The 22,063-nt window shown below is 62.8% G+C and carries 23 protein-coding genes and 2 tRNA genes; 1 reads left to right on the forward strand and 24 read right to left on the reverse strand.

Features of this window, described 5'->3' with window-relative positions; all coding sequences use genetic code 11:
- Positions 1–7 precede the first annotated feature (7 nt).
- Genes ABDB87_RS00490 through ABDB87_RS00550 form a run of 13 tightly spaced genes read right to left on the reverse strand, consistent with a single transcriptional unit; the run spans position 8 to position 11,866 of the window.
- On the reverse strand, positions 8–703 hold the full coding sequence (locus ABDB87_RS00490; RefSeq protein WP_345923091.1) for a TonB family protein: 696 nt from the start codon (positions 701–703) through the stop codon (positions 8–10).
- Positions 703–1,116 carry an ExbD/TolR family protein gene (locus ABDB87_RS00495; RefSeq protein WP_345923093.1) on the reverse strand — a complete coding sequence of 138 codons (414 nt, stop codon included), beginning with the start codon at positions 1,114–1,116 and terminating at the stop codon, positions 703–705. The genes ABDB87_RS00490 and ABDB87_RS00495 overlap by 1 nt, the downstream gene beginning before the upstream one ends.
- A 21-nt stretch (positions 1,117–1,137) precedes the next feature.
- Complete coding sequence (locus ABDB87_RS00500; RefSeq protein ID WP_345923095.1) at positions 1,138–1,506, reverse strand: hypothetical protein; 369 nt, start codon at positions 1,504–1,506, stop codon at positions 1,138–1,140.
- Positions 1,507–1,540: 34 nt separating this feature from the next.
- A complete protein-coding gene (locus ABDB87_RS00505; protein WP_345923096.1) occupies positions 1,541–2,761 on the reverse strand; it encodes a phosphopentomutase in 1,221 nt (406 codons plus the stop codon).
- 1 nt (position 2,762) lies between these two features.
- Positions 2,763–4,088 carry a thymidine phosphorylase gene (gene deoA, locus ABDB87_RS00510; protein ID WP_345923098.1) on the reverse strand — a complete coding sequence of 442 codons (1,326 nt, stop codon included), beginning with the start codon at positions 4,086–4,088 and terminating at the stop codon, positions 2,763–2,765.
- A gap of 10 nt (positions 4,089–4,098) precedes the next feature.
- Entirely contained in the window at positions 4,099–4,881 is a 783-nt protein-coding gene (gene deoC / locus ABDB87_RS00515) for a deoxyribose-phosphate aldolase (protein ID WP_345923100.1), read from the reverse strand.
- Positions 4,882–4,898: 17 nt separating this feature from the next.
- Positions 4,899–5,702, reverse strand: coding sequence for a purine-nucleoside phosphorylase (locus ABDB87_RS00520; protein WP_345923102.1), 804 nt, complete (start codon positions 5,700–5,702; stop codon positions 4,899–4,901).
- Complete coding sequence (locus ABDB87_RS00525; protein ID WP_345923104.1) at positions 5,699–6,124, reverse strand: cytidine deaminase; 426 nt, start codon at positions 6,122–6,124, stop codon at positions 5,699–5,701. Before ABDB87_RS00525 ends, ABDB87_RS00520 begins: the two co-directional genes overlap by 4 nt.
- A 4-nt stretch (positions 6,125–6,128) precedes the next feature.
- Positions 6,129–7,079: an ABC transporter permease gene (locus ABDB87_RS00530; protein WP_345923106.1), complete on the reverse strand. Its 951-nt coding sequence runs from the start codon at positions 7,077–7,079 to the stop codon at positions 6,129–6,131.
- The gene (locus tag ABDB87_RS00535) at positions 7,072–8,232 is read right to left on the reverse strand and encodes an ABC transporter permease (RefSeq protein ID WP_345923108.1); all 1,161 of its coding nucleotides are present in this window, start codon (positions 8,230–8,232) and stop codon (positions 7,072–7,074) included. The genes ABDB87_RS00530 and ABDB87_RS00535 overlap by 8 nt, the downstream gene beginning before the upstream one ends.
- The gene (locus ABDB87_RS00540; protein ID WP_345923110.1) at positions 8,229–9,824 is read right to left on the reverse strand and encodes an ABC transporter ATP-binding protein; all 1,596 of its coding nucleotides are present in this window, start codon (positions 9,822–9,824) and stop codon (positions 8,229–8,231) included. The genes ABDB87_RS00535 and ABDB87_RS00540 overlap by 4 nt, the downstream gene beginning before the upstream one ends.
- A 1-nt stretch (position 9,825) precedes the next feature.
- Positions 9,826–10,836: a LacI family DNA-binding transcriptional regulator gene (locus ABDB87_RS00545; protein WP_345923112.1), complete on the reverse strand. Its 1,011-nt coding sequence runs from the start codon at positions 10,834–10,836 to the stop codon at positions 9,826–9,828.
- Positions 10,837–10,888: 52 nt separating this feature from the next.
- Positions 10,889–11,866, reverse strand: a complete 978-nt coding sequence (locus ABDB87_RS00550) for a BMP family lipoprotein (RefSeq protein WP_345923114.1) — start codon at positions 11,864–11,866, stop codon at positions 10,889–10,891.
- Positions 11,867–12,043: 177 nt separating this feature from the next.
- Here ABDB87_RS00550 and add point away from each other — a divergent pair, with 177 nt between their 5' ends.
- The gene (gene add, locus ABDB87_RS00555) at positions 12,044–13,096 is read left to right on the forward strand and encodes an adenosine deaminase (RefSeq protein ID WP_345923116.1); all 1,053 of its coding nucleotides are present in this window, start codon (positions 12,044–12,046) and stop codon (positions 13,094–13,096) included.
- 558 nt (positions 13,097–13,654) lie between these two features.
- On the opposite strand, the gene ABDB87_RS00560 is transcribed toward add, so the two are convergent.
- The 11 genes from ABDB87_RS00560 to orn all read right to left on the reverse strand — a co-directional run bounded on the left by ABDB87_RS00560 (position 13,655) and on the right by orn (position 22,016).
- A tRNA-Pro gene (locus tag ABDB87_RS00560) sits at positions 13,655–13,731 on the reverse strand.
- 66 nt (positions 13,732–13,797) lie between these two features.
- Positions 13,798–14,175 (reverse strand): MerR family transcriptional regulator, encoded by a 378-nt coding sequence (locus ABDB87_RS00565; RefSeq protein WP_345923119.1) that lies wholly within the window; start codon positions 14,173–14,175, stop codon positions 13,798–13,800.
- A complete protein-coding gene (locus tag ABDB87_RS00570) occupies positions 14,156–14,476 on the reverse strand; it encodes an integration host factor subunit alpha (RefSeq protein WP_345924647.1) in 321 nt (106 codons plus the stop codon). The genes ABDB87_RS00565 and ABDB87_RS00570 overlap by 20 nt, the downstream gene beginning before the upstream one ends.
- Before the next feature lie 4 nt (positions 14,477–14,480).
- Positions 14,481–16,856 carry a phenylalanine--tRNA ligase subunit beta gene (gene pheT, locus ABDB87_RS00575; RefSeq protein WP_345923121.1) on the reverse strand — a complete coding sequence of 792 codons (2,376 nt, stop codon included), beginning with the start codon at positions 16,854–16,856 and terminating at the stop codon, positions 14,481–14,483.
- A 6-nt stretch (positions 16,857–16,862) separates the two neighbouring features.
- Positions 16,863–17,897, reverse strand: coding sequence for a phenylalanine--tRNA ligase subunit alpha (gene pheS, locus ABDB87_RS00580; protein WP_345923123.1), 1,035 nt, complete (start codon positions 17,895–17,897; stop codon positions 16,863–16,865).
- A 96-nt stretch (positions 17,898–17,993) separates the two neighbouring features.
- The gene (rplT, locus tag ABDB87_RS00585; RefSeq protein WP_101944211.1) at positions 17,994–18,353 is read right to left on the reverse strand and encodes a 50S ribosomal protein L20; all 360 of its coding nucleotides are present in this window, start codon (positions 18,351–18,353) and stop codon (positions 17,994–17,996) included.
- An 18-nt stretch (positions 18,354–18,371) separates the two neighbouring features.
- On the reverse strand, positions 18,372–18,569 hold the full coding sequence (rpmI, locus tag ABDB87_RS00590; protein WP_345923127.1) for a 50S ribosomal protein L35: 198 nt from the start codon (positions 18,567–18,569) through the stop codon (positions 18,372–18,374).
- 147 nt (positions 18,570–18,716) lie between these two features.
- Positions 18,717–19,256, reverse strand: coding sequence for a translation initiation factor IF-3 (gene infC, locus ABDB87_RS00595; protein WP_428715113.1), 540 nt, complete (start codon positions 19,254–19,256; stop codon positions 18,717–18,719).
- Positions 19,257–19,267: 11 nt separating this feature from the next.
- Positions 19,268–21,184, reverse strand: a complete 1,917-nt coding sequence (thrS, locus tag ABDB87_RS00600; RefSeq protein ID WP_345923128.1) for a threonine--tRNA ligase — start codon at positions 21,182–21,184, stop codon at positions 19,268–19,270.
- Between the two features lie 158 nt (positions 21,185–21,342).
- A tRNA-Val gene (locus ABDB87_RS00605) sits at positions 21,343–21,419 on the reverse strand.
- Between the two features lie 45 nt (positions 21,420–21,464).
- Positions 21,465–22,016 (reverse strand): oligoribonuclease, encoded by a 552-nt coding sequence (orn, locus tag ABDB87_RS00610; protein ID WP_345923130.1) that lies wholly within the window; start codon positions 22,014–22,016, stop codon positions 21,465–21,467.
- Positions 22,017–22,063 lie beyond the last annotated feature (47 nt).

Genomic DNA, 22,063 nt, shown 5'->3' on the forward strand with positions numbered 1-22,063 from the left:
TCGGGTATCAGCTGCCTTCCAGCAGATACTCGATGGCGATGACAAAACGGTGAGAGGACTTCCCTGCAAAAGCGTCTGGCGGGAAAGACGGGTAGTGACCGCCGCGCACCGTGCGCAGCGCCTCCTTGTCGAGCAGGGGCGAATCCGCGCCCTGCTCCACGCCGGCATCCAGCAACTGGCCCTGGCGATCGATCTCCATCCAGACCTTCACCGTGCCGGTGGGCCGGAGCTGACGCGCCTCGCGACTGTTCGGATAACGCTTGATGCTATTGACATAGGCACGCAGCTGACCGGCGTAGGAACTCTCAAGGTTCGCGTTCGCGGCAGGCCGCGGTGCGGGCGCCGGGGGCGGCGGTGCGGGCGGCTGCGGCGCAGGCTGGACCGGAGCGGGCGCCGGATCCGGTGTTGCGGTCAGGCTCGGCACGGGCGTCTGCGGCGCGGGCGTCGGCGTCTGGGCCTGAACCGGCCGAACCACAGGCCTGGGCTCGGGCGGGCGCGGCGGCTCGGGCTTGGGTGGCGGAGGCGGCTCGGGCAGCGGAGGTGGCGGCAGCTCTTCCATGGTGATCACGGTTTCGTCCTGCAGGGCCGCCTTGGGTGCCGGGGCCGGCAGGTGATGCCAGCTCAGCCACAGGGCGATCATGACGAGGACGGCGCCACCGGCAGCTGCGGGATCCCGCCGTTCGTAAAGATCATCGAAGACCATCAGTTCACCCGCTTGGTCGCAAAGGTCACGGACTCGATGCCCTCACCGCGAATGGCGTCCATCACATTGACGATGTTCCGCCACTGGACTTCCTGATCCGCACTGATGATGAATCGCTTCTCGGGCTCTTGCTTGTGCGCGGCAAGCGCCGCGGCACCGAGCTGCTCGATCGACAGGTGCTGGCCATCGAGCGCCACGCTGCCATCGGCCTGCAGGGAAACCACGAAGGGAGGCTTGCTGTTCACCGCGCGGGGCGCGGTCGTGCTGTCCGGCAGCGAGGTCTTGAGCCCGAAAGCAGGGATCACGTTCAGGCTGATCAGAACGAAGAAGATCAGCAGGAACATCATCACGTCGATCATCGGGATGATTTCAATGCGGGCTTTGCGTTGAACCGGCTCTTCAAAATGCAACATGATGGGATCAGCTTCTAAAAGTTAATTAGCAAACGTTTGCGGAAGTAAACTTCCATCCAGCACTTCACTGTTCATACAGCAAGATGCTTGCCAGTCCGGTGCCGTATGGATGAGCTCCGGAAAATATTCATTCAGCACCGCCTCCGACGCATGCCCTGCACCATCAAGAACTTCTCCAGCGCGAAAGCGGGGCGCCGGATTGCCACAAAAATCACAGGCAAACGTTTGCGGTTGTCGGGTTTGCAGGAAGAAATCGTTTGGCATGTCCTGATTCAGCAAAAAGAATGCCAGCGTGCTGTTACAGAAGAATGAATCGACAGCGCTCACCAGAGGGCGTTTTGCCGACTCGGGAGGAATGCGGCAGGCGACGGGCCGGTTCTGCCCGTTCATCCTGGTGCAATTTCTTCTGACTTGGTGCATGCGCTCACCACATCGCCTGGCCATGCGCCAAGGCTGGCACACCGAGGTGGCGGGCGAGCGTCTGGCCCAGATCCGCAAAGGAGGTGCTCACGCCGGCAGCCTTGCTCACCGTGCAAGCCGGTCCGGTCAGGATCAGTGGCACATGCTCGCGCGTGTGGTCGCTGCCTGGCCAGCCGGGGTCACAGCCGTGATCGGCACTGAGCGCCAGCAGGTCACCCGGTTTCAACGCTGCCAGGAGCTGCGGCAGAAAAGCATCGAAGGCCCGCAGGGCGGCAGCGTAGCCCGCAATGTCACGACGATGGCCGTAGAGCATGTCGAAGTCGACGAGATTGGCGAACACCATGCCGCCGTCATGACACTGGTCCATTGCGACGAGCGTGGCTTCACACAAGGCCGCATTGCCTTCTGCCGGATGATGATGACTCACGCCACGGCCCGCGAAGATGTCCCGGATCTTGCCGACCCCATGCACTTCACGCCCTGCCCCGGCAAGCACGTCCAGCAGGGTGTCGGCAGGAGGCGGCGTGGTGTAGTCATGCCGGTTTCCGGTGCGGCGGAAGCGCAGGCCCGAGCCTGCGGGCGCATCCGCGAAAGGACGGGCAATCACGCGTGCGATATTGAGTTCGTCGAACACGCGCTTGGCTTTCTCGCAGATGTCATACAGCCGCTCGAGACCGAAGTGCGTTTCGTGCGCCGCGATCTGGAAAACGCTGTCGCTGCTGGTGTAGCAAATCGGCCAGCCGCTGCGGATGTGGGCTTCGCCCAGCTGCTCGATGATTTCAGTGCCACTTGCATGGGTATTGCCCAGGCTGCCGGTCAGGCCGCACGCCTCAAGCCAGCGGTTCATCTGAGCCTCGGGAAACACGGATTCGGCACTGTCGGGCCGACGCGGAAAGTACCCCCAGTCGAAGGCAACCGGGCAACCCATGAGCTCCCAGTGACCACTGGGAGTGTCCTTGCCCAGGCTGGCCTCGCGCGCCGCCCCGTACACCGCCTGCGGCCAGGGTTGCACATCGAGGCCCGCCGGCCATTCACCGCTCGCGGCATGGGCAGCCTGCGGAAGCCCAAGCCGGCAGAGGTTCGGCAGGCTCAGCGGCTCGCCTTGCGCTGCGCACCAGTTCGCGATGCGGCCCAGCGTGTTGGCGCCAGCGTCGCCATAGGCCGCGGCATCCGGCGTCGCGCCCAGACCGAAGGAATCCAGAATGACGACAATTGCGCGCCCCATCTCAGACTCCGTTCCCCAGGCGCGCCAGCAACACCGGGCGTGCCGGCACGGCTTCCTCGCTGAGTCCGATGAGCCGGCACAGCCGGGCTTCGGCGAGCTCGGCGCTGGCCTCGTCCGCCGCGTGAATCATTGCGATCGGCTCACCCGGCTCGACACGCTCGCCCACACCGCGGACCGCACTGAGGCCGGTGCGGTAGTCGATTCGATCGGTGCTCTGGCGACGCCCTGCGCCCATCTCGATCAGCAGCAGCCCGATGTCACGGGTGGCCATCTGACTCACCCAGCCGCCGCGCTTGGCAATCAGTGGGCGTACGACCGGAGCGGCCGGCAGGTAGTGCGCGGCGCGCTCAATGAAATCGACGGGCCCGCCCAAGGCGCTGACCATGCGTGCGAAACGCTCCAGCGCGGCACCACTGGCGAGCGCCCGGTCGACCTGCTGCAGCCCGTCTTCAAGACTGGCGACCAATCCGCCAATGCCGAGCAGTTCGGCGCACAGCGTGCGGGTCACTTCCAGCAGACGCGGCTCGGCCGCTTCGCCCTTGAGCAGAGCCAGCGCCTCATGCATCTCGAGCGCGTTGCCGCAACTCCAGCCCAGCACCTGGTTCATGTCGGTGATCCAGGCACGCGTGGGCAGGCCGGCACCGACGGCCACCTCGACCAGCGACTGCGCCAGCTCGCTTGCCATTGTCATTTCGGCGGCAAAGGCGCCGTTGCCGGTCTTCACATCCATCACCAGCCCTTGCAGACCAGCCGCCAGTTTCTTGGACAGGATGCTCGCGGTAATCAGCGGGATGGATTCGACCGTGCCGGTCACGTCACGGATTGCATAGAGCCGGCGATCGGCCGGTGCGAGCTGGGCGGTCTGGCCGATGATGGCGCAACCGGCACTGCGCAGGGCCGTGCGCAACTCGCCGAGCGACGGCGCGGTGCGGTAGCCGGGAATGCTGTCGAACTTGTCGAGCGTGCCACCGGTATGCCCCAGGCCACGGCCCGAGATCATCGGCACGAAGGCGCCGCAGGCGGCGAGGATCGGTGCCAGCGGCAAACTCACCTTGTCGCCCACGCCGCCGGTGGAATGCTTGTCGAGCACCGGGCCGGGCAGGTTCTCGCTGCGCCAGTCCAGCACCTCGCCCGAGCGCATCATGGCGAGCGTCAGGGCGACCTTTTCGTCCTGACTCATGCCGCGCAGGAAGCAGGCCATGGCCATCGCGGCGGCCTGTGAATCGCTCCACGAATCGCCGGCCAGACCGCTCACGAAATGATTGATCTCCTCAGGGGAGAGAGGGAGCCCGTCACGCTTGTGGCGGATGATTTCCTGGGCAAGCATGCTGATGTCCTCAGTAGGCGCCGGGCGCTGCCGTGCTCGCGGAAGCCTGGCCGGAGAGCACGCGCTCGATGTCATCCAGCACGCTGCTCGCCCCCAGACGGAAGCGCGCCGGATTGACGGCGGCCTCGCCCAGCATCGCTTGCGTCAGCGCGATGTAGGCGGCCGCATCGGCCACCGTGCGGATGCCACCGGAGGGCTTGAAGCCGACATGCGAGGCGGCCGCTCCGCCGCCCGCAATCGCTTCGAGCATGATCTTCGCGGCGTCCGGTGTGGCACTCACCGGCGTTTTTCCGGTACTGGTCTTGAGGAAATCCGCTCCGGCGTCGAGCGCCAGGCGGCTTGCGCGCGCAATGAGTGCCGGGCTTGCCAGCATGCCGCTCTCGAGGATCACCTTGAGCACGAGTCCGTCGCTCGCCTTGCGCACCGACTGGAGAATGAGACTGACGGTCGCTTCATCCCCCCGCTGCAGATGCTGCCAGGGCAGGACGACATCCACCTCCTGCGCCCCCGCCTGGACGATGGTTTCGGTATCGCGCACGGCGCGGGGCACATCGCCGCTGCCGTCGGGAAAGTTTGCCACGGCGGCCACGCTGATCGATGCAGGCAGCCGCTTGCGCGCAAAGGCCGCAAAACGCGGCCACACGCACACGGCGGCCACATTGCCATGCGGGCCCTGGGCACGATCGCAGATGCGCGCAACATCGTTCTGCGTATCGGCGTCATTGAGGGTGGTGAGATCCAGGCAGGCCAGCGCGGTGCGCGCGGCAGTCTGCAGATCGGTTTCAGGATTCATGGAAACAGCTCCGTATGTCAGATATGGGTGATCACGCGGGCCAGCAGCATGCCGGCCGTCGCGCCCGCGGCACGGGCCTGCTCGAGCGTGTGCTGGTGGCTCAGGTCTTCAGCCGACATGCCCGCGGCCATGTTGGTGATCAGCGAGAAAGCGATGACCTTGAGCCCGATATGCCGCGCAATGATGGTTTCGGGCACGGTGCTCATGCCCACGGCATCGGCACCAAGGCGCTCGAACATGCGGATCTCGGCCGGCGTTTCGAACTGGGGGCCGAAACACCAGAGATAGACACCTTCATGCAGGCTGACGCCGGCATCCCGCGCCACGTCGTGCGCGATGACGCGCAGAGCCGGATCGAATGCGTTCGTCATGTTCACGAAACGCTCGGAGCCGCCCTCGCCCACCAGTGGCGAGCGCTGGGTCACGTTGATGTAGTCATTGATGACCATCAGGCTGCCCGTTCCCATGCCCGGCTTCAGGCTGCCTGCGGCATTGGTCAGTACCACCGTGTCGCAGCCGAGTGCCTTGAGGGTTTCAAGCGGCACCCGCATGCCGTTGACCTCGCCGGTCTCGTAGGCATGCTTGCGCCCGCTCATCACGGCAACTTCATGCCCGGCGATGTCGCCCAGCCACAGCTCGCCGCTGTGCCCGGCCACGGTGGCCTGCGGAAAGCCCTCCAGCTCGCTGTAGGGAATGCGGATGGCATTGGCAAGATGATCGGTCAGGCCGCCCCAGCCCGAGCCCAGCACCACGGCAATGCGGGGTCTGGCCCCGGGTGCTCTGGCGCGCACCTGGCGCGCTGCGTTGGTTTCAGTCGTCATGTTGTCGTCAGATGATCAGGGCCAAAACTTTCGGGGAGAAGTTGCGCCAGCGTGAAGCGGGCGCGGATCTGTTTCCGGTCGGCGATCAGAATCAGGGTGTCGGGGCCGCCGAATTCGCGCAGCTTCTGCCGGCAGCCGCCGCAGGGCGTGACCAGCCCGGCGCCATCGCCCAGCACCAGCACGGCGCGGAGCGTCTGCGCGCCGGCAAGCACCATCGCGCTCAGCGCACCGGCCTCGGCACACACGCCTTGCGGATAGGCCGCGTTTTCCACATTGCAGCCGGCATGGATCTCGCCAGCGGTGTCGAGCACCGCAGCACCGACCAGAAACTTCGAATAAGGGGCGTAGGCGCGCTGCTGTGCGGCCAGCGCAGCCTGCCAGAGCCGGCTTTCCAGACCGGCATCCAGTATCGGTACGGACATCGTTTCAACGCTCCTTGAGATAGGGCAGCCCCAGCGCGGAAGGCGCGCGGGTGCGGCCGATGAAACCGGCAAGCAGGATCACGGTGAGCAGATAGGGCAACGCCTGGATCAGTTGCACCGGCACTTCGCCGATGCCGGGCAGCACCGCGCCCTGCAGGCGGATCGCCACCGCATCGAGAAATCCGAACAGCAGGCAGGCAGCAAAGCCCTGCACCGGCCGCCACTTGCCGAAAATCATCGCGGCAAGCGCCATGTAGCCGCGGCCGGCCGTCATGTGCGGCGAGAAGGCGGCGTTCTGCGCCATCACCAGATAGCTGCCAGCCAGACCGCAGAGCACGCCATTGAGCATCAGCGCGCCGTAGCGCAGGCGCAGCACCGATACGCCGGCAGCATCCACCATGTGCGGGTTCTCACCCACCGCGCGCAGGCGCAGGCCGATCGAGGTGCGCTGCAGCAGCCACCACACGCCGGCCACCAGGAGCAGCGCGAGATAGACCATGCCGGAATGCCCCAGCAGCCCGTTGCCAAGCAGATCACCGACCCGTGCGGCGGCCTCCGGCCACAGGGCATGCAGGCGCACGCTGTCGGGCAGCGCCGGGGTCTGTCCACCCTGGGCGAACCAGGCAATGCCCAGCACGACCGTGGTGCCGGCCGCAATGATGTTGATCGCCATGCCGGAGACGACCTGGTCGCCGCGATGGCTCACGCAGGCATAGCCGTGCAGCAGCGAGCAGAGCACTGCCACACCCGTTGCGGCGAGCAGCGCGAGGCTGGTCGAACCGGTCACCGCGCCCGCTGCACCAGCCGCAAAGGCTGCCGCCAGCATCTTGCCTTCCAGGCCGATGTCGATCACACCGGAGCGCTCGGATATGACACCTGCAAGCGCGCAGAAAATCAGCGGGGTGGCAACCCGCAGCGTCGAGCCGATCAGGGTTCCGATCAGGAAATCATCCATGTTTCACCTCCTTGCCCACCGCTGCCGTCTGCGGGCCACGCGCGGCAAGGCCCGCGATGAGGCGTGCCACCGGGCCCGCCACCACATGCGACATCGCGCCGGACACCATCACGATCAGGCCCTGCAGCATCACGACCATGTCGCGGCTGAAGCCGGGCACTTCGAAAGCCACTTCCGCGCCGCCCTGGAAGAGCGCGCCGAAGAGCAGGCTCGCCATCAGGATGCCGACCGGATGATTGCGCCCCATCACCGCCACCGCGATGCCGGTGAAACCGGCGCCGGCGACAAAGTCGAGCAGCAGCTTGTCATTCACGCCGGCGATCTCGTTCATGCCGACCATGCCTGCCAGTGCGCCGGAAATCGCCATCGCCAGCAGCACCTGATGGCGCGGATTGATCCCGGCATACTCGGCAGCCCCCGGGCCGGAGCCCACCGTGCGCAGCCGGTAGCCTGCCCGCGTGCGCCACAGGAAGACCTGCATCGCGGCGGCCGCGAGCAGGGCCAGCACGAAGCTGAGGTTCAGGGGTGAGGAAGGCCACTTCACGCCGATCAGCGCCAGCACCTGATGGATGCCGGAGAGATGCGCGGCCGGGCCGAAGCCGGCGCTTTCCACCGCCATGCCTTCACCGGCCTTCAGAGGATGCACCAGCAGATAGCTCAGGAGCGCGCTGGCTAGGAAGTTGAACATGATGGTCGTGATCACCACATGACTGCCCCGCCACGCCTGCAGATAGCCGGGCACTGCCGCCCAGGCCATGCCGAAAAGGATGCCGGCCCCCAGCATCAGTGGCCACAGCACGAAGGACGGCAGGCTGTTCGACAGCCACAGCGCCACCAGCCCGGTGCCCAGACCGCCCAGCGTGGCCTGGCCTTCGGCGCCGATGTTGAAGAGACCGGCATGCGAGGCGACGGCCACCGCCAGCCCGGTGAAGATGAAGCTGGTGGTGTAGTACAGCGTGTAAGAGAGGCCACGCTTGCTGCCGAATGCGCCCTGCACCAGCATGTCGAGCACCTGCAGCGGATGCTGGCCGATGAGCGCGACGACGATGGCCGCCACCAGCAGCGCAATGCACAGATTGATCAGCGGCATCAGGCCCACATCAGCCCAGCGCGGCAACACGGCCGCAGCGGATTTGCCTTTCGGCGCACTCATGCCGACACTCCTTGTTCCTGACCGGTCGTTTCGCACATCAGGAGACCGATCCGTGTTTCATCACAGGCATCGCCCGGCATTTCGCCGGTAATGCGTCCGTCATTCATGACCAGTACGCGGTCGGCGAGCGCGAGGATTTCGTCCAGCTCGCTGGAGACCACCAGCACCGCACAGCCAGCATCGCGCAGTTCGCGCAGGCGGGCATGGATGAATTCGATGGCGCCGATGTCAACGCCGCGCGTGGGCTGCCCCACCAGCAGGATCTCCGGCGCCTGGCCGATCTCGCGTGCGAGCACCAGCTTCTGCTGGTTGCCACCGGAAAACTTCGCGCTGCCAAGCTCGGGGTTCTGCGGCCTCACGTCGAAACGGGCCATCATCGCGCGGGTTGCATCACGCATCGCGCCCAGTCGCATCCAGCCAAAGCGGGTGCTGTAGGCCGGTAGCGCCTCGTAACCGAGCACCGCCGATTCCCAGGCCGGAAAGCCCATCACCATCGCCCGTGCATGGCGGTCTTCCGGGACATGTGCCAGGCGCAACCGGCGAGCCTCGTGCGGCGTCAGCCATGAGGCGCCCGCGTCAGAGCCAAACGTTTGCGTCCCGACACGGAGCGTTCCCGCAGCGGGCTTGCGCAGGCCGGACAGCACTTCCAGCAACTCGCTCTGGCCATTTCCCGCCACGCCGGCGATACCCACGATCTCGCCTGCGCGCAGGCAGAGGCTCACACCGCGCAGGCGCGCCACCCCCATCGCGTCGAGCACCTGGAGACCCTCAGCCTGCAAACGAGCCTCGCCCGGCTCCCGCGCGGAAGCCACGCGGCCACTGGCGACCTTGCGTCCGACCATGGCCTCGGCCAGGCGTTCGATCGACGTTTCCGCGATCGCGCACTCATGCACCACCCGCCCGGCTCGCATGACAGTGACCTGGTCGCACAGATGCATCACTTCCTTGAGCTTGTGGGTGATCAGCAGGATGGTGCTGCCCTGCTCGCGCAGGCGGGCCAGCACCTCGAAGAGCTGCGCGGTTTCCTGCGGCGTCAGCACGGCAGTCGGCTCATCCAGGATCAGGATGCGCGCACCGCGGAAGATCGCCTTGAGGATTTCCAGACGCTGCCGGTCGCCGACCGAGAGGTCTGCCACCACTGCATCGAGATTCACCCGCAGACCGCTGCTCGCCATCAGCGCTTCGAGACGGCTGCGGGCCGAGCCCTGGGCGCGCGGCAGCCACATGCTGCGCTCGCTGCCCAGCAGCACGTTGTCGAGCGCGCTGAGCGAATCGACCAGCATGAAGTGCTGATGCACCATGCCCAGCCCCAGCGCGATCGCCTGCTGCGCGTTGCGGATCTCCACTGCACGACCATCGATGGCAATGCTGCCGGCATCGGCGGTATAGAAACCGTAGAGCACTGACATCAGCGTGCTCTTGCCGGCACCGTTCTCACCGACCAGTGCATGGATGCTGCCGGCACGCACCGAGAGATTGACGCCGTCATTGGCATGCACCGCACCGAAATGCTTGTGGATGCCCTGCATGCATACGGCGAGCGCTGCGCCGTTCGTGCCTTGTACCATTTCCGTATTGCTTCCAGTCTGCATGTCAGCCCGCCTTGCGTACCGGGCCGGTCGAGGCGCGCTCGATGAGGCGGGGCGGCAGGACCACCTCGCGCCGCTCGCCCATCCGCGCGCTCAGGCGATCCAGCAGCACGGAGGCCGCCATCTCGCCCAGCTCACGGATCGGATAGCCGACCGAGGTGAGCGCGGGATACACATAGCTGCCCAGATCGATGCCGTCAAAACCGATGACCGAGAGCTGCCCCGGCACCGACACGCCGAGCTCCGCTGCCGCGCGCAACACGCCGATGGCCATTACGTCGTTCCCGGCGAGGATCGCGGTCACCTCGCCACGCTTCAGGAGCCCATGGGCGAGTTCATAGCCGGCAGAGGCCGAAAAGTCCCCTTCGAGCATCCATTCGGCCGGCGGCACGATACCGGCTTCATGCAGCGCTGATCGCCAGCCCGCCGTACGCTCGCGGCTGACCTCGAAACGCGAGGGGCCGGAGAGGCAGGCGATTGCGCGATGCCCCTGGCAGATCAGATGGCGTGCAGCCAGCCGCGCGCCAGCGTCGTGATCCACCCGGACCAGATCGGCAGCAAGGCCGGGGATCCGGCGCTCGACCACCACGGTGGGCACGCGGGCAGACGCCAGACGCTTGACCAGCGGCTCGTCCTGATCCGCGGCTGCAGCCAGCAGCAGGCCATCCACGCGGCGCTCGAGCAGGGTCTGCAGATACTGCTTCTGCCGCTCGGGTTCATCGTCGGAGTTGCACAGGAAGACCGAGTAGTCCGTCTGCTGGCAGCGATCCTCGATGCCACGCGTGAGCTCGGCAAAGAAGGGGTTGGTGATGTTGGGCACCAATACACCGAACACGAAGGTCTCGCTCGTTTTCAGCGCGCGGGCCACCGCGCTCGGCGCGTAGCCCATTTCGGCCACCGCCTGCTCCACCCGTGCGCGCGCCTCGTCACTCACCCGCCGCGTGCCGTTAAGCACATGTGACACGGTGGTGAAGGAGACGCCCGCGCGGGCAGCCACATCCTTGATGGTGCTCATGCCGGATTCCCGTTTGTCATGTCAGCCGGTTCGGACAGGATGGCCGTCAAACTCACTTGCAGGCACCGCCGGAGTATTCCGGCACCTTGATCGTGCCCGCGATGATGTCGTTCGCGATGACTTCTGCCTTGCGCTTCATTTCGCCGCTGATCAGCTTCTGGTTGTACTTGTCGAGCGCGTAATCGACACCGCCCTCCTTCAGGCCCAGCACCTGAACACCGGTTTCATTGCCCTTGAGCGCCCGATACACGGCCACATCCACACGCTTGATCATCGAGGTCAGCATGGTGCCCGGCTGCATGTAGTTCTGATTGCTGTCGACGCCGATGGCAAACTTGCCTGCATCCTTCGCCGCCTGATACACACCGGTTCCGGTGCCCCCCGCCGCTGCGAAAATCACGTCAGCGCCGCGCGCGAACTGGGCCTTGGCCAGTTCGCCCCCGCGTGCCGGATCATTCCACGCCGCTCCGGTAGTGCCCGTCATGGCGCCGAAGGTTTCGATCTTCGCGTTCACATGCTTCGCGCCGGCTTCATATCCACACTGGAACTTGCGGATCAGCGGGACGTCCATGCCGCCCACAAAACCGACCTTGCCGGTCTTGCTGGCCATCGCAGCCAGCGCACCGACCAGGAAACTGCCTTCGTGCTCCTTGAAGAGCACCGATTCCACGTTCGGCAACTTCACCACCTCATCGATGATCACGAAGCGCAGATCGGGAAAATCCTTTGCGACCTTGGTGACCGCGGATTGCTGCGAAAAACCCACGGCAATCAGCGGGTTTGCACCACGTTCGGCCATGCGGCGCAGTGCCTGCTCACGCTGCGTTTCAGACGAGATTTCAAACTCCAGCACGTTCTGTCCGGTTTCCTTCTTCCAGCGCTCGATGCCCTGGTAGGCGCTTTCGTTGAAGGATTTGTCGAACTTGCCGCCCAACTCATAGACGATGCCGGGCTGCGCAGCGGCCATGCCGCACTCCAGCGCTGCCAGCATCAGGCCGACCTGGCGAAGGAGTTTGAATGTCTTGCTCATCTGTAGCCTTCCTGTCAGGAAATTCAGTTAGCGTGTTGCACTGCAAACGTTTGCATGCGACAAAGTATAAGCACACGGCATGCCAACTTTCGTGACAGATGCATGACAGCGCTGGCCCGAAAACTGCTCGGGGAGCTTCCAGCGCCCGGACGAGGCGTGACTGTTCAAAGGACTCCCATGAATACCCTGACTGACTGGCAAGGCCTGCCCAAGGTTCTGCTGCACGAACACCTGGACGGCGGCCTGCGCCCACAAACCCTGCTGGAGCTCTGCACTGCGCAGGGCATCCCCCTGCCCGCCCCCGACGCCCCCGCGCTGGCCGCCTGGATGCAGGCCAATGCCGACTCCGGCAGTCTGGTGCGTTACCTGCAGGGCTTTGCGCTCACCGTGAATGCCATAGCAACACTGGATGCCTGCGAACGCGTGGCTTTCGAGGCGGCCGAAGACGCCCGCCTCGATGGTTGCGTGCTGGCCGAGTTCCGCATGGCGCCACTGCTGCTTGAGCCTTTTGGCCTGGCCCCCGAAGCGGTCATTGAAGCGGTGTGCGCCGGTCTCGCACGCAGCAGCCTTGAAAGTGGCCTGATCGTCTGCGCAATGCGCACCGACAGCGCAGAATCCTCGTTGCGCGCAGCGCGGATTGCTGGCGGCTATCAGGGTCAAGGCGTTGTCGGTTTCGATCTGGCCGGAGCCGAGTTCGGCTATCCACCCGGTCTGCACGCATCCGCGCTGAAGCTGGCAGGTGAAGCAGGCCTGGGCCTGACCTGCCACGCCGGCGAAGCCGATGCGGGCATCAGGGTTCTCGAAGCAGCCGCATTGGGCGCGACCCGCATCGGGCATGGCGTAAACATCATGAAAGCCCCCTCCCCCACGGAAGGCGAGGCCTGGCTGGAAGAAGCCCGCCGCCTCGGCCTGCATTTCGAGGTCTGCCCGAGCAGCAACGTGCATACCGGCGCTGCGCCCTCGCTGGCCGCTCACCCCATCCTGGCCATGCTGCGGGCGGGGCTTTCAGTCTCCTGTTCGACCGACAACCGGCTGATGTCAGGTGTCACACTGAGCGACGAGTTTCGTCGTCTGCATGAGCATCTCGGCCTGGAAGCGGACGAAGCGAGCCAGTTGATGCTCAACGCGGCGAAAGCCTCTTTCCTCCCGGCCGACAGTCGTGAGCGTGCCGGCCGAGCAATTGCCTCCTGGCGGAATGCGCTCCCGGGAAATTACGTCAACTCGCTTTGAGCCGAGGAAATCGTTTGCGCAAACGATTGCGCGCACCAATCGAGTGAAAACAGGAACGATTATGGTGCGCGCAGCAGTGCTCCGGTGCCTGCAGCAAGCCGGGGGCGATCAGGCAGAAAAAAGTGCCGGGATGAAAGTCGTCAGGATTCAGGCTCTGGCAATCAAAACGCTGGAGCCAGCAGTCCGGATCGCTCGCCTGCCACCTGAAAGCGGAAGCAGACCCTGCTTGCCAGAGTGAATCGCCGGCGAAATGATCAAAGCGCAAACGCTCATCGCCCGCCTGTACCCAAAGCAAGAACGCCCGGTACATCGCGGGACAAGGCAGCGGCGACAGACCCGCTCCAACCGGCGTTCAGCGCGAAGGCGCCCAAACCTAGACAAACGATGACTGGAAGCAAACCCGGAAAACCCGACAGGACGACTTCGGACACCGGATCCTCCGGCAAAACCCGGATCACAGCCCGAGAGTCACCAAAAGGGGGGCATGGCGGCCCGCAAGCTTGCAGACCCAAAAACAAAAAGGCCACTCGCAAGAGTGGCCTAGATGCTTGATTCTGTTGGTCGGGGCGGCGGGATTCGAACTCGCGACCCCTTGCACCCCATGCAAGTGCGCTACCAGGCTGCGCTACGCCCCGACACAGAAACGAAATTATAGCAGGACTTTCCGGATTTTCCAGTGTCTTGCCATATTTTTTGAGACTTCACGCTCGCAGGATGGCCAGAATCTCTTCAAGCTCGGTACGAATCTGAGCGTTACTGGCTTTGCCGCGTTCGACCAGTTCGTCAGTTTCGCGCTTCAGGATCTGGTACTCCTCCAGCCTGTTGCGCGCACCACTGATGGTGAATCCTTCGCGATACAGCAGCTCGCGAATCCGGCGCACGAGAAGCACTTCATGCCGCTGGTAGTAGCGTCTGTTACCCGTACGCTTGACCGGCTTGAGCTGGGTGAACTCCTGCTCCCAGTAGCGCAGGACATGCGGCTTGACGCCGCACAGCTCGCTGACCTCGCCAATCGTGAAATACCGTTTGGCGGGAATGGGCGGAAGTTCTCCGAAATCTTCAAGCGGGTTGTTGTCCATCACTGAGTTGTTCGACTGAGGTCTTCAGTTTCTGGCTGGCATGGAAAGTCACGACCCGCCTCGCGGTAATCGGGATTTCCTCGCCAGTCTTCGGATTGCGACCGGGACGCTGGGGCTTGTCGCGAAGCTGGAAATTTCCGAATCCGGAAAGTTTCACTTCCTCGCCGCGTTCCAGCGCGTTCCTGATCTCTTCGAAGAAACCTTCGACCATGTCCTTGGCTTCGCGTTTGTTGAGACCTACGCGATCAAAAAGCAGGTCAGCCAGTTCCGCCTTGGTCAGCGTTACGCCGCCATTCTTCATTACTTCAGGCACGCAACTGCCCTCCCAGCTCACGTTCGGCGGCGCTCACCAGCGCACGCATGGCATTGTCGATCTCCGCCTCTTCGAGAGTGCGCTCAGGATGCTGCAGCACTGCGCGCAGCGCAATACTCCTGCTGTCCGGATCGATCCCCTTTCCCGAATAGACGTCAAACACGTCGATCGCACGCACGATGTCTTTCCCTGCAGCACGCAGGACACGCAACAACTCCGCTGCCGTCACCGTATTCTTTACCACGATCGCGAGGTCACGCTGAACCGACGGATGGCGGGGCAGATCGACAAATGCGGGCACAGTCGCCGCGAGTACGATCTCCAGCTCGAGTTCAAAGACAACCGGCGCGCTGCCGAGGCCATATCGTTGCACGAGCGCGGGATGCAGTTCCCCCATATACCCGGCCACGACCTGCCCCAGCATTATCCGCGCGCAGCGGCCGGGGTGCAGGCCCGGATGCGTGTCAGCGACGAATTCGACACGTTTGCCGAGCAGCAGTTCCACATCGTGCTTCACATCGAAGAAATCGACCTTGCGGGAATCCGCAGCCCACTGCTCCGGCAGCGCCAGCCCCCAGGCAAGACCTGCGACGCGGACGGGTTGAGAGGCCGCACTGACCGGCGCCTGCGCGGCATCGGACGCAAAGCAACGACCGACCTCGAAGAGCCGGACACGATTGGCGCGACGCCGCTGATTGGACTCCAGCGCACCAACGAGCCCTCCCAGCAAGCTCGAACGCATCACGCTCATCTGGCTGGCGATGGGATTGGCGAGCCGAACAGGCTTCGTATTGCCGGCGAAATCCCGCTCCCAGGCTTCTTCGACGAAAGCGTAGGAAATGATTTCCTGATAATCCTGCGCGGCAAGCTGGCGACGCACACGATGAACCGGCCGCTGGTGCTCGGTGCTGGGCAGCATCGTGACCGGCGCCCGCGGCGGCAGCGGCTTGATGTTGTCATAGCCATAGACACGGGCGACCTCCTCGATCAGATCCTCCTCGATCGAGATGTCGAAACGGTAGCTCGGCGGTGTAATGCTGAGGACATCACCTTCTCCGGAAACAGTCATGCCAAGGCGCTCCAGCGAAGCCTTGATGACATCGTCCGCAACTTCGAAGCCCAGCACCTTGCGGGCACGCGAAGGCCTGAACATGACCGCAGCGCGTTGCGGCAGGTGAGCACTCGAAACCGCTTCGATAACCGGGCCCGCTGCGCCGCCGCAGATATCCAGCAGCAACTGGCTTGCCCGCGCCATGGCGCGGGAAGGCAGTTCGAAGTCGACACCGCGCTCGTAGCGATGCGACGCGTCTGAAGAAAAACCAAGTTCGCGAGCGCGCCCGACAATGGCGTCCGGCTGGAAAAAGGCGGACTCCAGAAATACGGCCGTCGTATCGTCGGTCACGCCACTGCTGTCGCCGCCCATGACGCCGGCAAGCGCAAGCGGCCGGATTTCGTCGGCAATCAGCAGCGTATCGGCAGCCGGCTGAACTGCCTGCCCGTTCAGCAGGGTGATCTGCTCATTCGCAAGCGGAAGACGGACATGGATCGCACCGGAAAGCTGATCGTTGTCGAAGGCATGCAGGGGCTGCCCGAGTTCAAGCATCACATAGTTCGTGATGTCGACAACCGCGCTGATCGAGCGCAGACCGCAACGCTCGAGCCTGGCTCTCATCCAGTCAGGTGTCGGAGCCTTCGCGTTCACGCCCCGGAAGACACGACTGAGATAACGCGGACAAGCCTGGGGCGCATCCAGTTGCACGGGCCGGGTCTCATCAAGCGTGGCGAGAACGTCGCGCGGCGGGGTAAGCTGGGCCGGAACACCGGTAAGCGCGGCAAGCTCTCTCGCCACGCCCGTCAGGCTCAGGCAGTCGGCACGATTGGGCGTCAGCTTGATGGTGATCTTCCTGTCATCAAGCGACAGGAACTCGCGCAGATTGGCGCCGACCGGCGCATCTTCAGGCAGCACCATGAGGCCATCATGCGCCTGACTCATGCCGAGTTCATCTGCCGAGCACATCATGCCGAAAGATTCCGTACCCCGAAGCTTGGCGGCCTTGATTTCGAAACCCGGCAGCTTTGCGCCCACCATGGCGCACGGCGCCTTCATTCCGGCCACCACGTTCGGCGCACCGCAAACGATCTGGAGCAGCTCGCCCTGTCCCACATCAACCGCACACACCTTCAGCTTGTCTGCATTGGGGTGCTTTTCGAAGGAGACGATCCGGGCCACCACCACACCGGTGAAAGGCGGCGCCACAGCTTCGACCTCTTCCACTTCGAGGCCCGCCATGGTCAGCAGATGACAGAGCGCGTCCGAATCCATGGGTGGATTACACAGGGCACGCAACCAGCTTTCAGAAAACTGCATGATTCATCAATCCTGGAATTGGGCAAGGAAGCGCAGGTCATTCTCGAAGAACAAGCGCAGGTCATTGACGCCGTAGCGCAGCATGGTGAGGCGATCCAGCCCCATGCCGAAAGCAAAACCGGTATAGCGGGAAGGATCGATACCGCCGTTTCTCAGCACGTCGGGATGGACCATGCCGCAGCCGGCGATTTCGAGCCAACGCCCCTTGTTCGGGCCACTCATGAACGCAAAATCGATTTCTGCAGAGGGCTCGGTAAATGGGAAAAATGACGGGCGGAAACGCACCTGCAATTCATCGGTTTCGAAGAAACGCTGCAGGAAATCGATGATCACGCCCTTAAGCGCCGCGAACGAAATGTCCTCGCCGACCCACAGGCCTTCAACCTGATGGAACATGGGCGAATGGGTGGCGTCCGAATCCACGCGATACACACGGCCGGGCGCAATGATGCGCAGCTCGGGCATCGAGGCAGCGCCGGCATGGCGTGCCGCGTGAGCCTTCATGGTACGGATCTGCACCGGGCTCGTGTGGGTACGCAGCAGAACATCCTTGGCACCCTCGAGATAGAAGGTGTCATGCATCGAGCGTGCGGGGTGATTGTCCGGCGTATTCAGCGCGGTGAAATTGAACCAGTCCTCTTCGATTTCGGGGCCGTCTGCCACTTCGAAACCGATGGATCGGAAAAGCGCCTCGAAACGCTCCTGGGTGCGTACAACAGGGTGAAGACCACCACGCCCGGCACCACGACCGGGCAGCGTCACATCGAGCGCTTCGGCTGCGAGCTGGGCTTCAAGCTGCGCATTGCGCAAAGCTTCGCGCCGAGCCTCCAGCACACCCTCGATGGAAGCCTTGCAGCGATTGATCGCAGCGCCCGCGCTTTTGCGCGTTTCCGGATCCAGCTTGCCAAGTCCCTTGAGCAATTCGGTCAAGCTGCCGCTCTTGCCAAGGAAAACCGCCTTGGCCTGTTCCAGTGCATTCATGTCCGCTGCGGCAGCAAAAGCCACTTCAGCATCCCTGAGCATTTGATCGAGGTTTTCCACGCCAACACCCGCAATTCTTCAGTTCAAGGACCCGTCTTGCACGGGCCATAAAAGAAAAAAGGAGGCTTGCGCCTCCTTTCTTTACTTCCGTACAGCTCAGGCGCCGAGCTGTGCCTTGGCTTGATTGGCCAGCGCCGCAAAAGCGGGCTTGTCAAACACAGCCAGATCAGCCAGAACCTTGCGGTCGACTTCGATCGCAGCCTTCTTCAGACCGTTCATGAAGCGGCTGTAGGTCAGACCGACTTCACGGGCTGCCGCGTTGATACGGGCAATCCACAGGGCACGGAACTGACGCTTGCGCTGACGACGGTCACGGTAGGCATACTGACCGGCCTTCATCACCGCTTCTTTGGCGATACGGTAGACGTTCTTGCGACGGCCGCGGTAACCCTTGGCTTTGTCGAGGACTTTCTTGTGACGGGCGCGAGCCGTTACACCACGTTTAACGCGAGGCATGTTTTATCTCCTTCCTGATCAAGCGTAAGGCATCATCGCGGTAACGCGTGCCGTATCGGTGTCATGAACACCCGTCACACCACGCAGATGGCGCTTGGCCTTGGTGGTCTTCTTGGTCAGGATGTGGCGCTTGAACGCCTGGCCGCGCTTGACGCTGCCACCCGCACGAACCTTGAAGCGCTTGGCAGCGCCGCTCTTGGTTTTCATCTTGGGCATTTGATACTCCAACGATTTTAGATGTGGTACCTGGTGACCCCTGACGGGATGCTTTGACTACCGGGATACCACTTGTTTTGCAGCAGTGCCGATGAACTGGCGGGGCTGCTGCACCCCCGGCGACACCCGAGGGTGTCACCCGATTCTTCAGGCCTTCTTCTTGGGGGCGATCACCATGATCAGCTGGCGCCCTTCAAGCTTCGGGAACTGCTCGACGACTGCAAGCTCGACCAGATCCGCCTTGATCCGCTCAAGCTGGCGGATACCAAACTCCTGGTGAGCCATTTCACGACCACGATAACGCAGCGTGACCTTGACCTTGTCGCCTTCTTCCAGAAAGCGAACCATGTTGCGCATCTTGATCTGGTAGTCATTCTCGTCCGTCTGCGGACGCAGCTTGACTTCCTTGACCTGGATCTGTTTCTGCTTCTGCTTGGCCTCGTGAGCCCGCTTCTGCTCCTGGTACTTGAACTTGCCGTAATCCATCAGGCGGCAAACCGGCGGCTTCGCCTGCGGTGCGATCTCAACCAGATCGACTTCCGCTTCTTCCGCCATGGCCAGAGCCTGATGCGTCGGAACAACACCCAGTGCTTCGCCGTCTTCACCTACCAGCCGCACCTCTGGCACACCGATTTCACGGTTGATGCGATGCGAGTTCTTTTCCTGAGCTATGGCAGAAACCTCCAAAAAAACAAAAACTAAGCGTTGCCGCCGCGAGCTTCAAGCTCACCGCGCCAGCGCTCGACCAATTCCGTGATGGAAATTTGCCCCAGATCCTGACCGCCGCGCATTCTCACAGCGACCTTGCCGGCTTCTTTTTCCTTGTCGCCGACAACAAGCAGGTAGGGCAGCTTTTGCAAGCTATGTTCGCGGATTTTATAGGTAATTTTCTCGTTCCGCAAATCGGATTCAACACGGAAGCCCTGACGCCGCAGGTCGGCGGTTAGCTGGGCGACGTATTCCGACTGCGCCTCGGAGATATTCATGATCACGGCCTGGGTCGGCGCAAGCCACAACGGGAAGGCTCCACCATGGTTTTCGATGAGAATCCCGAGGAAACGCTCAAGTGACCCGAGAATGGCACGGTGAAGCATGACCGGACGCCGCCGGGTGTTGTCCTCGGCCACATATTCCGCACCGAGCCGCTCCGGCAGAACGAAATCGAGCTGGATGGTGCCGCACTGCCAGGAACGCCCCAGCGCGTCCTTGATGTGGTACTCAACCTTCGGTCCGTAGAAGGCTCCCTCGCCAGGCAGCTCTTCCCATTCCTTGCCGGAAGCACGCAGCGCAGCGCGCAAACCATCTTCAGCCTTGTCCCAGATTTCATCCGACCCGGCCCGCTTTTCCGGACGCAGTGCCAGCTTGACCGCCACATCATGAAAACCGAAATCCTTGTACACACTCATCAGCAGCGCATCAAAGGCCATGGCCTCTGATTCGATCTGATCTTCGGTGGCAAAGATGTGCGCATCGTCCTGCACAAAACCGCGGACGCGCATCAGACCATGCAGTGCACCGGACGGCTCGTTACGATGACAGGAGCCAAACTCAGCCAGACGCAGCGGCAGATCGCGATAGGAACGCAAGTCATTGTTGAAGATCTGGACATGCCCCGGACAGTTCATCGGTTTCACTGCGTAGTCGCGCTTTTCCGACTCGGTTGTGAACATGTTGTCGCGGTAGTTCTCCCAGTGCCCGGATTTTTCCCACAGCGTGCGGTCCATCACCATGGGCGTGCGGACTTCCTGATAGCCAGCAGCATTCAGACGGGCGCGCATGTACTGCTCAACAGCCTGCCAGAGCGTCCAGCCCTTGGGGTGCCAGAAGACCATGCCTGGCGCTTCGTCCTGCATGTGAAACAGATCCAGCTGCCGCCCGAGGCGACGATGGTCACGCTTCTCGGCCTCTTCAAGCATATGAAGGTAAGCCTCAAGCTCTTCCTTCTTCGCCCAAGCTGTGCCGTAAATGCGCTGAAGCTGCTCGTTTTTGGCATCTCCCCGCCAGTAGGCTCCGGCCACCTTCATCAGCTTGAAATGCTTGAGCTTGCCGGTCGAAGGCACGTGAGGACCACGACAGAGGTCGATGAAATCCCCTTCGCGATAGAGCGAAATCGTCTGGCCGGCAGGAATGGCCGCAATCAGCTCGGCCTTGTACTTTTCACCGAGACCGGTGAAGAACTTCACTGCATCATCCCGATCCCACTCTTCGCGACTGATGCCGATGTCCTTTTTCGACAGTTCGGCCATGCGCTTTTCGATCGCCTGCAGATCTTCCGGCGTAAAGGGACGCGAGTAGGCGAAGTCATAGTAGAAGCCATTCTCGATGACCGGACCAATGGTGACCTGCGCCTCGGGAAAGAGCTCCTTCACCGCATACGCCAGCAAGTGCGCGGTTGAATGGCGGATGACTTCAAGCCCGTCAGCATCTTTCTCGGTAACGATCGCAAGCGCCGAATCCTCGCTCATGACATGCGACGTATCGACCAGACGCCCATCAACCTTGCCCGCCAACGCGGCCTTGGCAAGACCGGCACCGATCGACGCGGCGACCTGCGCTACCGAAACAGGAGATTCAAAACTGCGGACTGAGCCGTCGGGGAGCGTGATATTCGGCATGACTGGGGCCTCGCGGATGCAGGAGGAAAAGACAAAAAAAAAGTGCGGGGTGAGCCGCACTTTTTCAGTCTTCTACCGGGAATGCGCGACTCGATGCGCTTAACAAGCAATCAGAGTCGTGGTAGTTCGAAACATCTTTGCATTCCCCTTCAGGAATTTGGTAGGCGCGATTGGACTCGAACCAACGACCCCCACCATGTCAAGGTGGTGCTCTAACCAGCTGAGCTACGCGCCTGAAGAGCTGCGCATTATAGAGATATTTTTCCGCGTGTCAAAACTTTTATTCGGGAAGCTTCAAAAAATGCGCACGGTAGTATTTCAGTTCCTCGATCGACTCGCGTATATCAGCCAGGGCCGTATGGGCATCGCTCTTTTTCACGCCGGCGAACACGGCAGGGTTCCAGCGACGCGCCAGTTCCTTGAGCGTGGAGACATCCAGGTTCCGGTAATGGAACCAGGCTTCCAGTGTCGGCATGTAGCGCGCCATGAAGCGGCGATCCTGTCCGATGGTGTTGCCGCACATCGGCGTGCTGCGCTTGGGCACGTATTGCTGCATCCACTCAAGATAGAGGGCTTCGGCAGCCGCCTCATCCACGCTTGAGGCACGCACGCGGTCAATCAGGCCGGACTTGCCATGCGTGTTCTTGTTCCAGTCATCCATCGCATCCAGTACCGCGTCGGACTGATGAACCGCGATGACCGGGCTCTCCGCAATGACTTCGAGATTCACGTCGGTCACGATCATGGCGATCTCGATGATCCGGTCCCGATCGGGCTCGAGCCCGGTCATTTCCATATCCAACCAGACCAGGCTGTTGGCGTCCTGTGCCATATAATCCTCCAGCGCTTTCAAAGCGCGGATTCTCGCACGTCCTCCTC

This window comes from Uliginosibacterium paludis, assembly GCF_039631355.1.
In the GTDB taxonomy this organism is placed as follows: Bacteria; Pseudomonadota; Gammaproteobacteria; order Burkholderiales; family Rhodocyclaceae; genus Uliginosibacterium; species Uliginosibacterium paludis.

Coding starts and splice junctions, on each gene's coding strand:
- ABDB87_RS00535 (WP_345923108.1), bottom strand. CDS start 8,232: ATGAGTGCGCCGAAAGGCAAATCCGCTGCGGCCGTGTTGCCGCGCTGG.
- ABDB87_RS00500 (WP_345923095.1), bottom strand. CDS start 1,506: ATGAACGGGCAGAACCGGCCCGTCGCCTGCCGCATTCCTCCCGAGTCG.
- ABDB87_RS00520 (WP_345923102.1), bottom strand. CDS start 5,702: ATGACGACTGAAACCAACGCAGCGCGCCAGGTGCGCGCCAGAGCACCC.
- ABDB87_RS00530 (WP_345923106.1), bottom strand. CDS start 7,079: ATGGATGATTTCCTGATCGGAACCCTGATCGGCTCGACGCTGCGGGTT.
- ABDB87_RS00550 (WP_345923114.1), bottom strand. CDS start 11,866: ATGAGCAAGACATTCAAACTCCTTCGCCAGGTCGGCCTGATGCTGGCA.
- ABDB87_RS00570 (WP_345924647.1), bottom strand. CDS start 14,476: ATGAAGAATGGCGGCGTAACGCTGACCAAGGCGGAACTGGCTGACCTG.
- deoC (WP_345923100.1), bottom strand. CDS start 4,881: ATGAATCCTGAAACCGATCTGCAGACTGCCGCGCGCACCGCGCTGGCC.
- ABDB87_RS00525 (WP_345923104.1), bottom strand. CDS start 6,124: ATGTCCGTACCGATACTGGATGCCGGTCTGGAAAGCCGGCTCTGGCAG.
- thrS (WP_345923128.1), bottom strand. CDS start 21,184: ATGCCGAATATCACGCTCCCCGACGGCTCAGTCCGCAGTTTTGAATCT.
- add (WP_345923116.1), top strand. CDS start 12,044: ATGAATACCCTGACTGACTGGCAAGGCCTGCCCAAGGTTCTGCTGCAC.
- rplT (WP_101944211.1), bottom strand. CDS start 18,353: ATGCCTCGCGTTAAACGTGGTGTAACGGCTCGCGCCCGTCACAAGAAA.
- rpmI (WP_345923127.1), bottom strand. CDS start 18,569: ATGCCCAAGATGAAAACCAAGAGCGGCGCTGCCAAGCGCTTCAAGGTT.
- ABDB87_RS00495 (WP_345923093.1), bottom strand. CDS start 1,116: ATGTTGCATTTTGAAGAGCCGGTTCAACGCAAAGCCCGCATTGAAATC.
- ABDB87_RS00565 (WP_345923119.1), bottom strand. CDS start 14,175: ATGGACAACAACCCGCTTGAAGATTTCGGAGAACTTCCGCCCATTCCC.
- ABDB87_RS00545 (WP_345923112.1), bottom strand. CDS start 10,836: ATGAGCACCATCAAGGATGTGGCTGCCCGCGCGGGCGTCTCCTTCACC.
- pheT (WP_345923121.1), bottom strand. CDS start 16,856: ATGCAGTTTTCTGAAAGCTGGTTGCGTGCCCTGTGTAATCCACCCATG.
- ABDB87_RS00490 (WP_345923091.1), bottom strand. CDS start 703: ATGGTCTTCGATGATCTTTACGAACGGCGGGATCCCGCAGCTGCCGGT.
- ABDB87_RS00540 (WP_345923110.1), bottom strand. CDS start 9,824: ATGCAGACTGGAAGCAATACGGAAATGGTACAAGGCACGAACGGCGCA.
- deoA (WP_345923098.1), bottom strand. CDS start 4,088: ATGCTTGCCCAGGAAATCATCCGCCACAAGCGTGACGGGCTCCCTCTC.
- orn (WP_345923130.1), bottom strand. CDS start 22,016: ATGGCACAGGACGCCAACAGCCTGGTCTGGTTGGATATGGAAATGACC.
- ABDB87_RS00505 (WP_345923096.1), bottom strand. CDS start 2,761: ATGGGGCGCGCAATTGTCGTCATTCTGGATTCCTTCGGTCTGGGCGCG.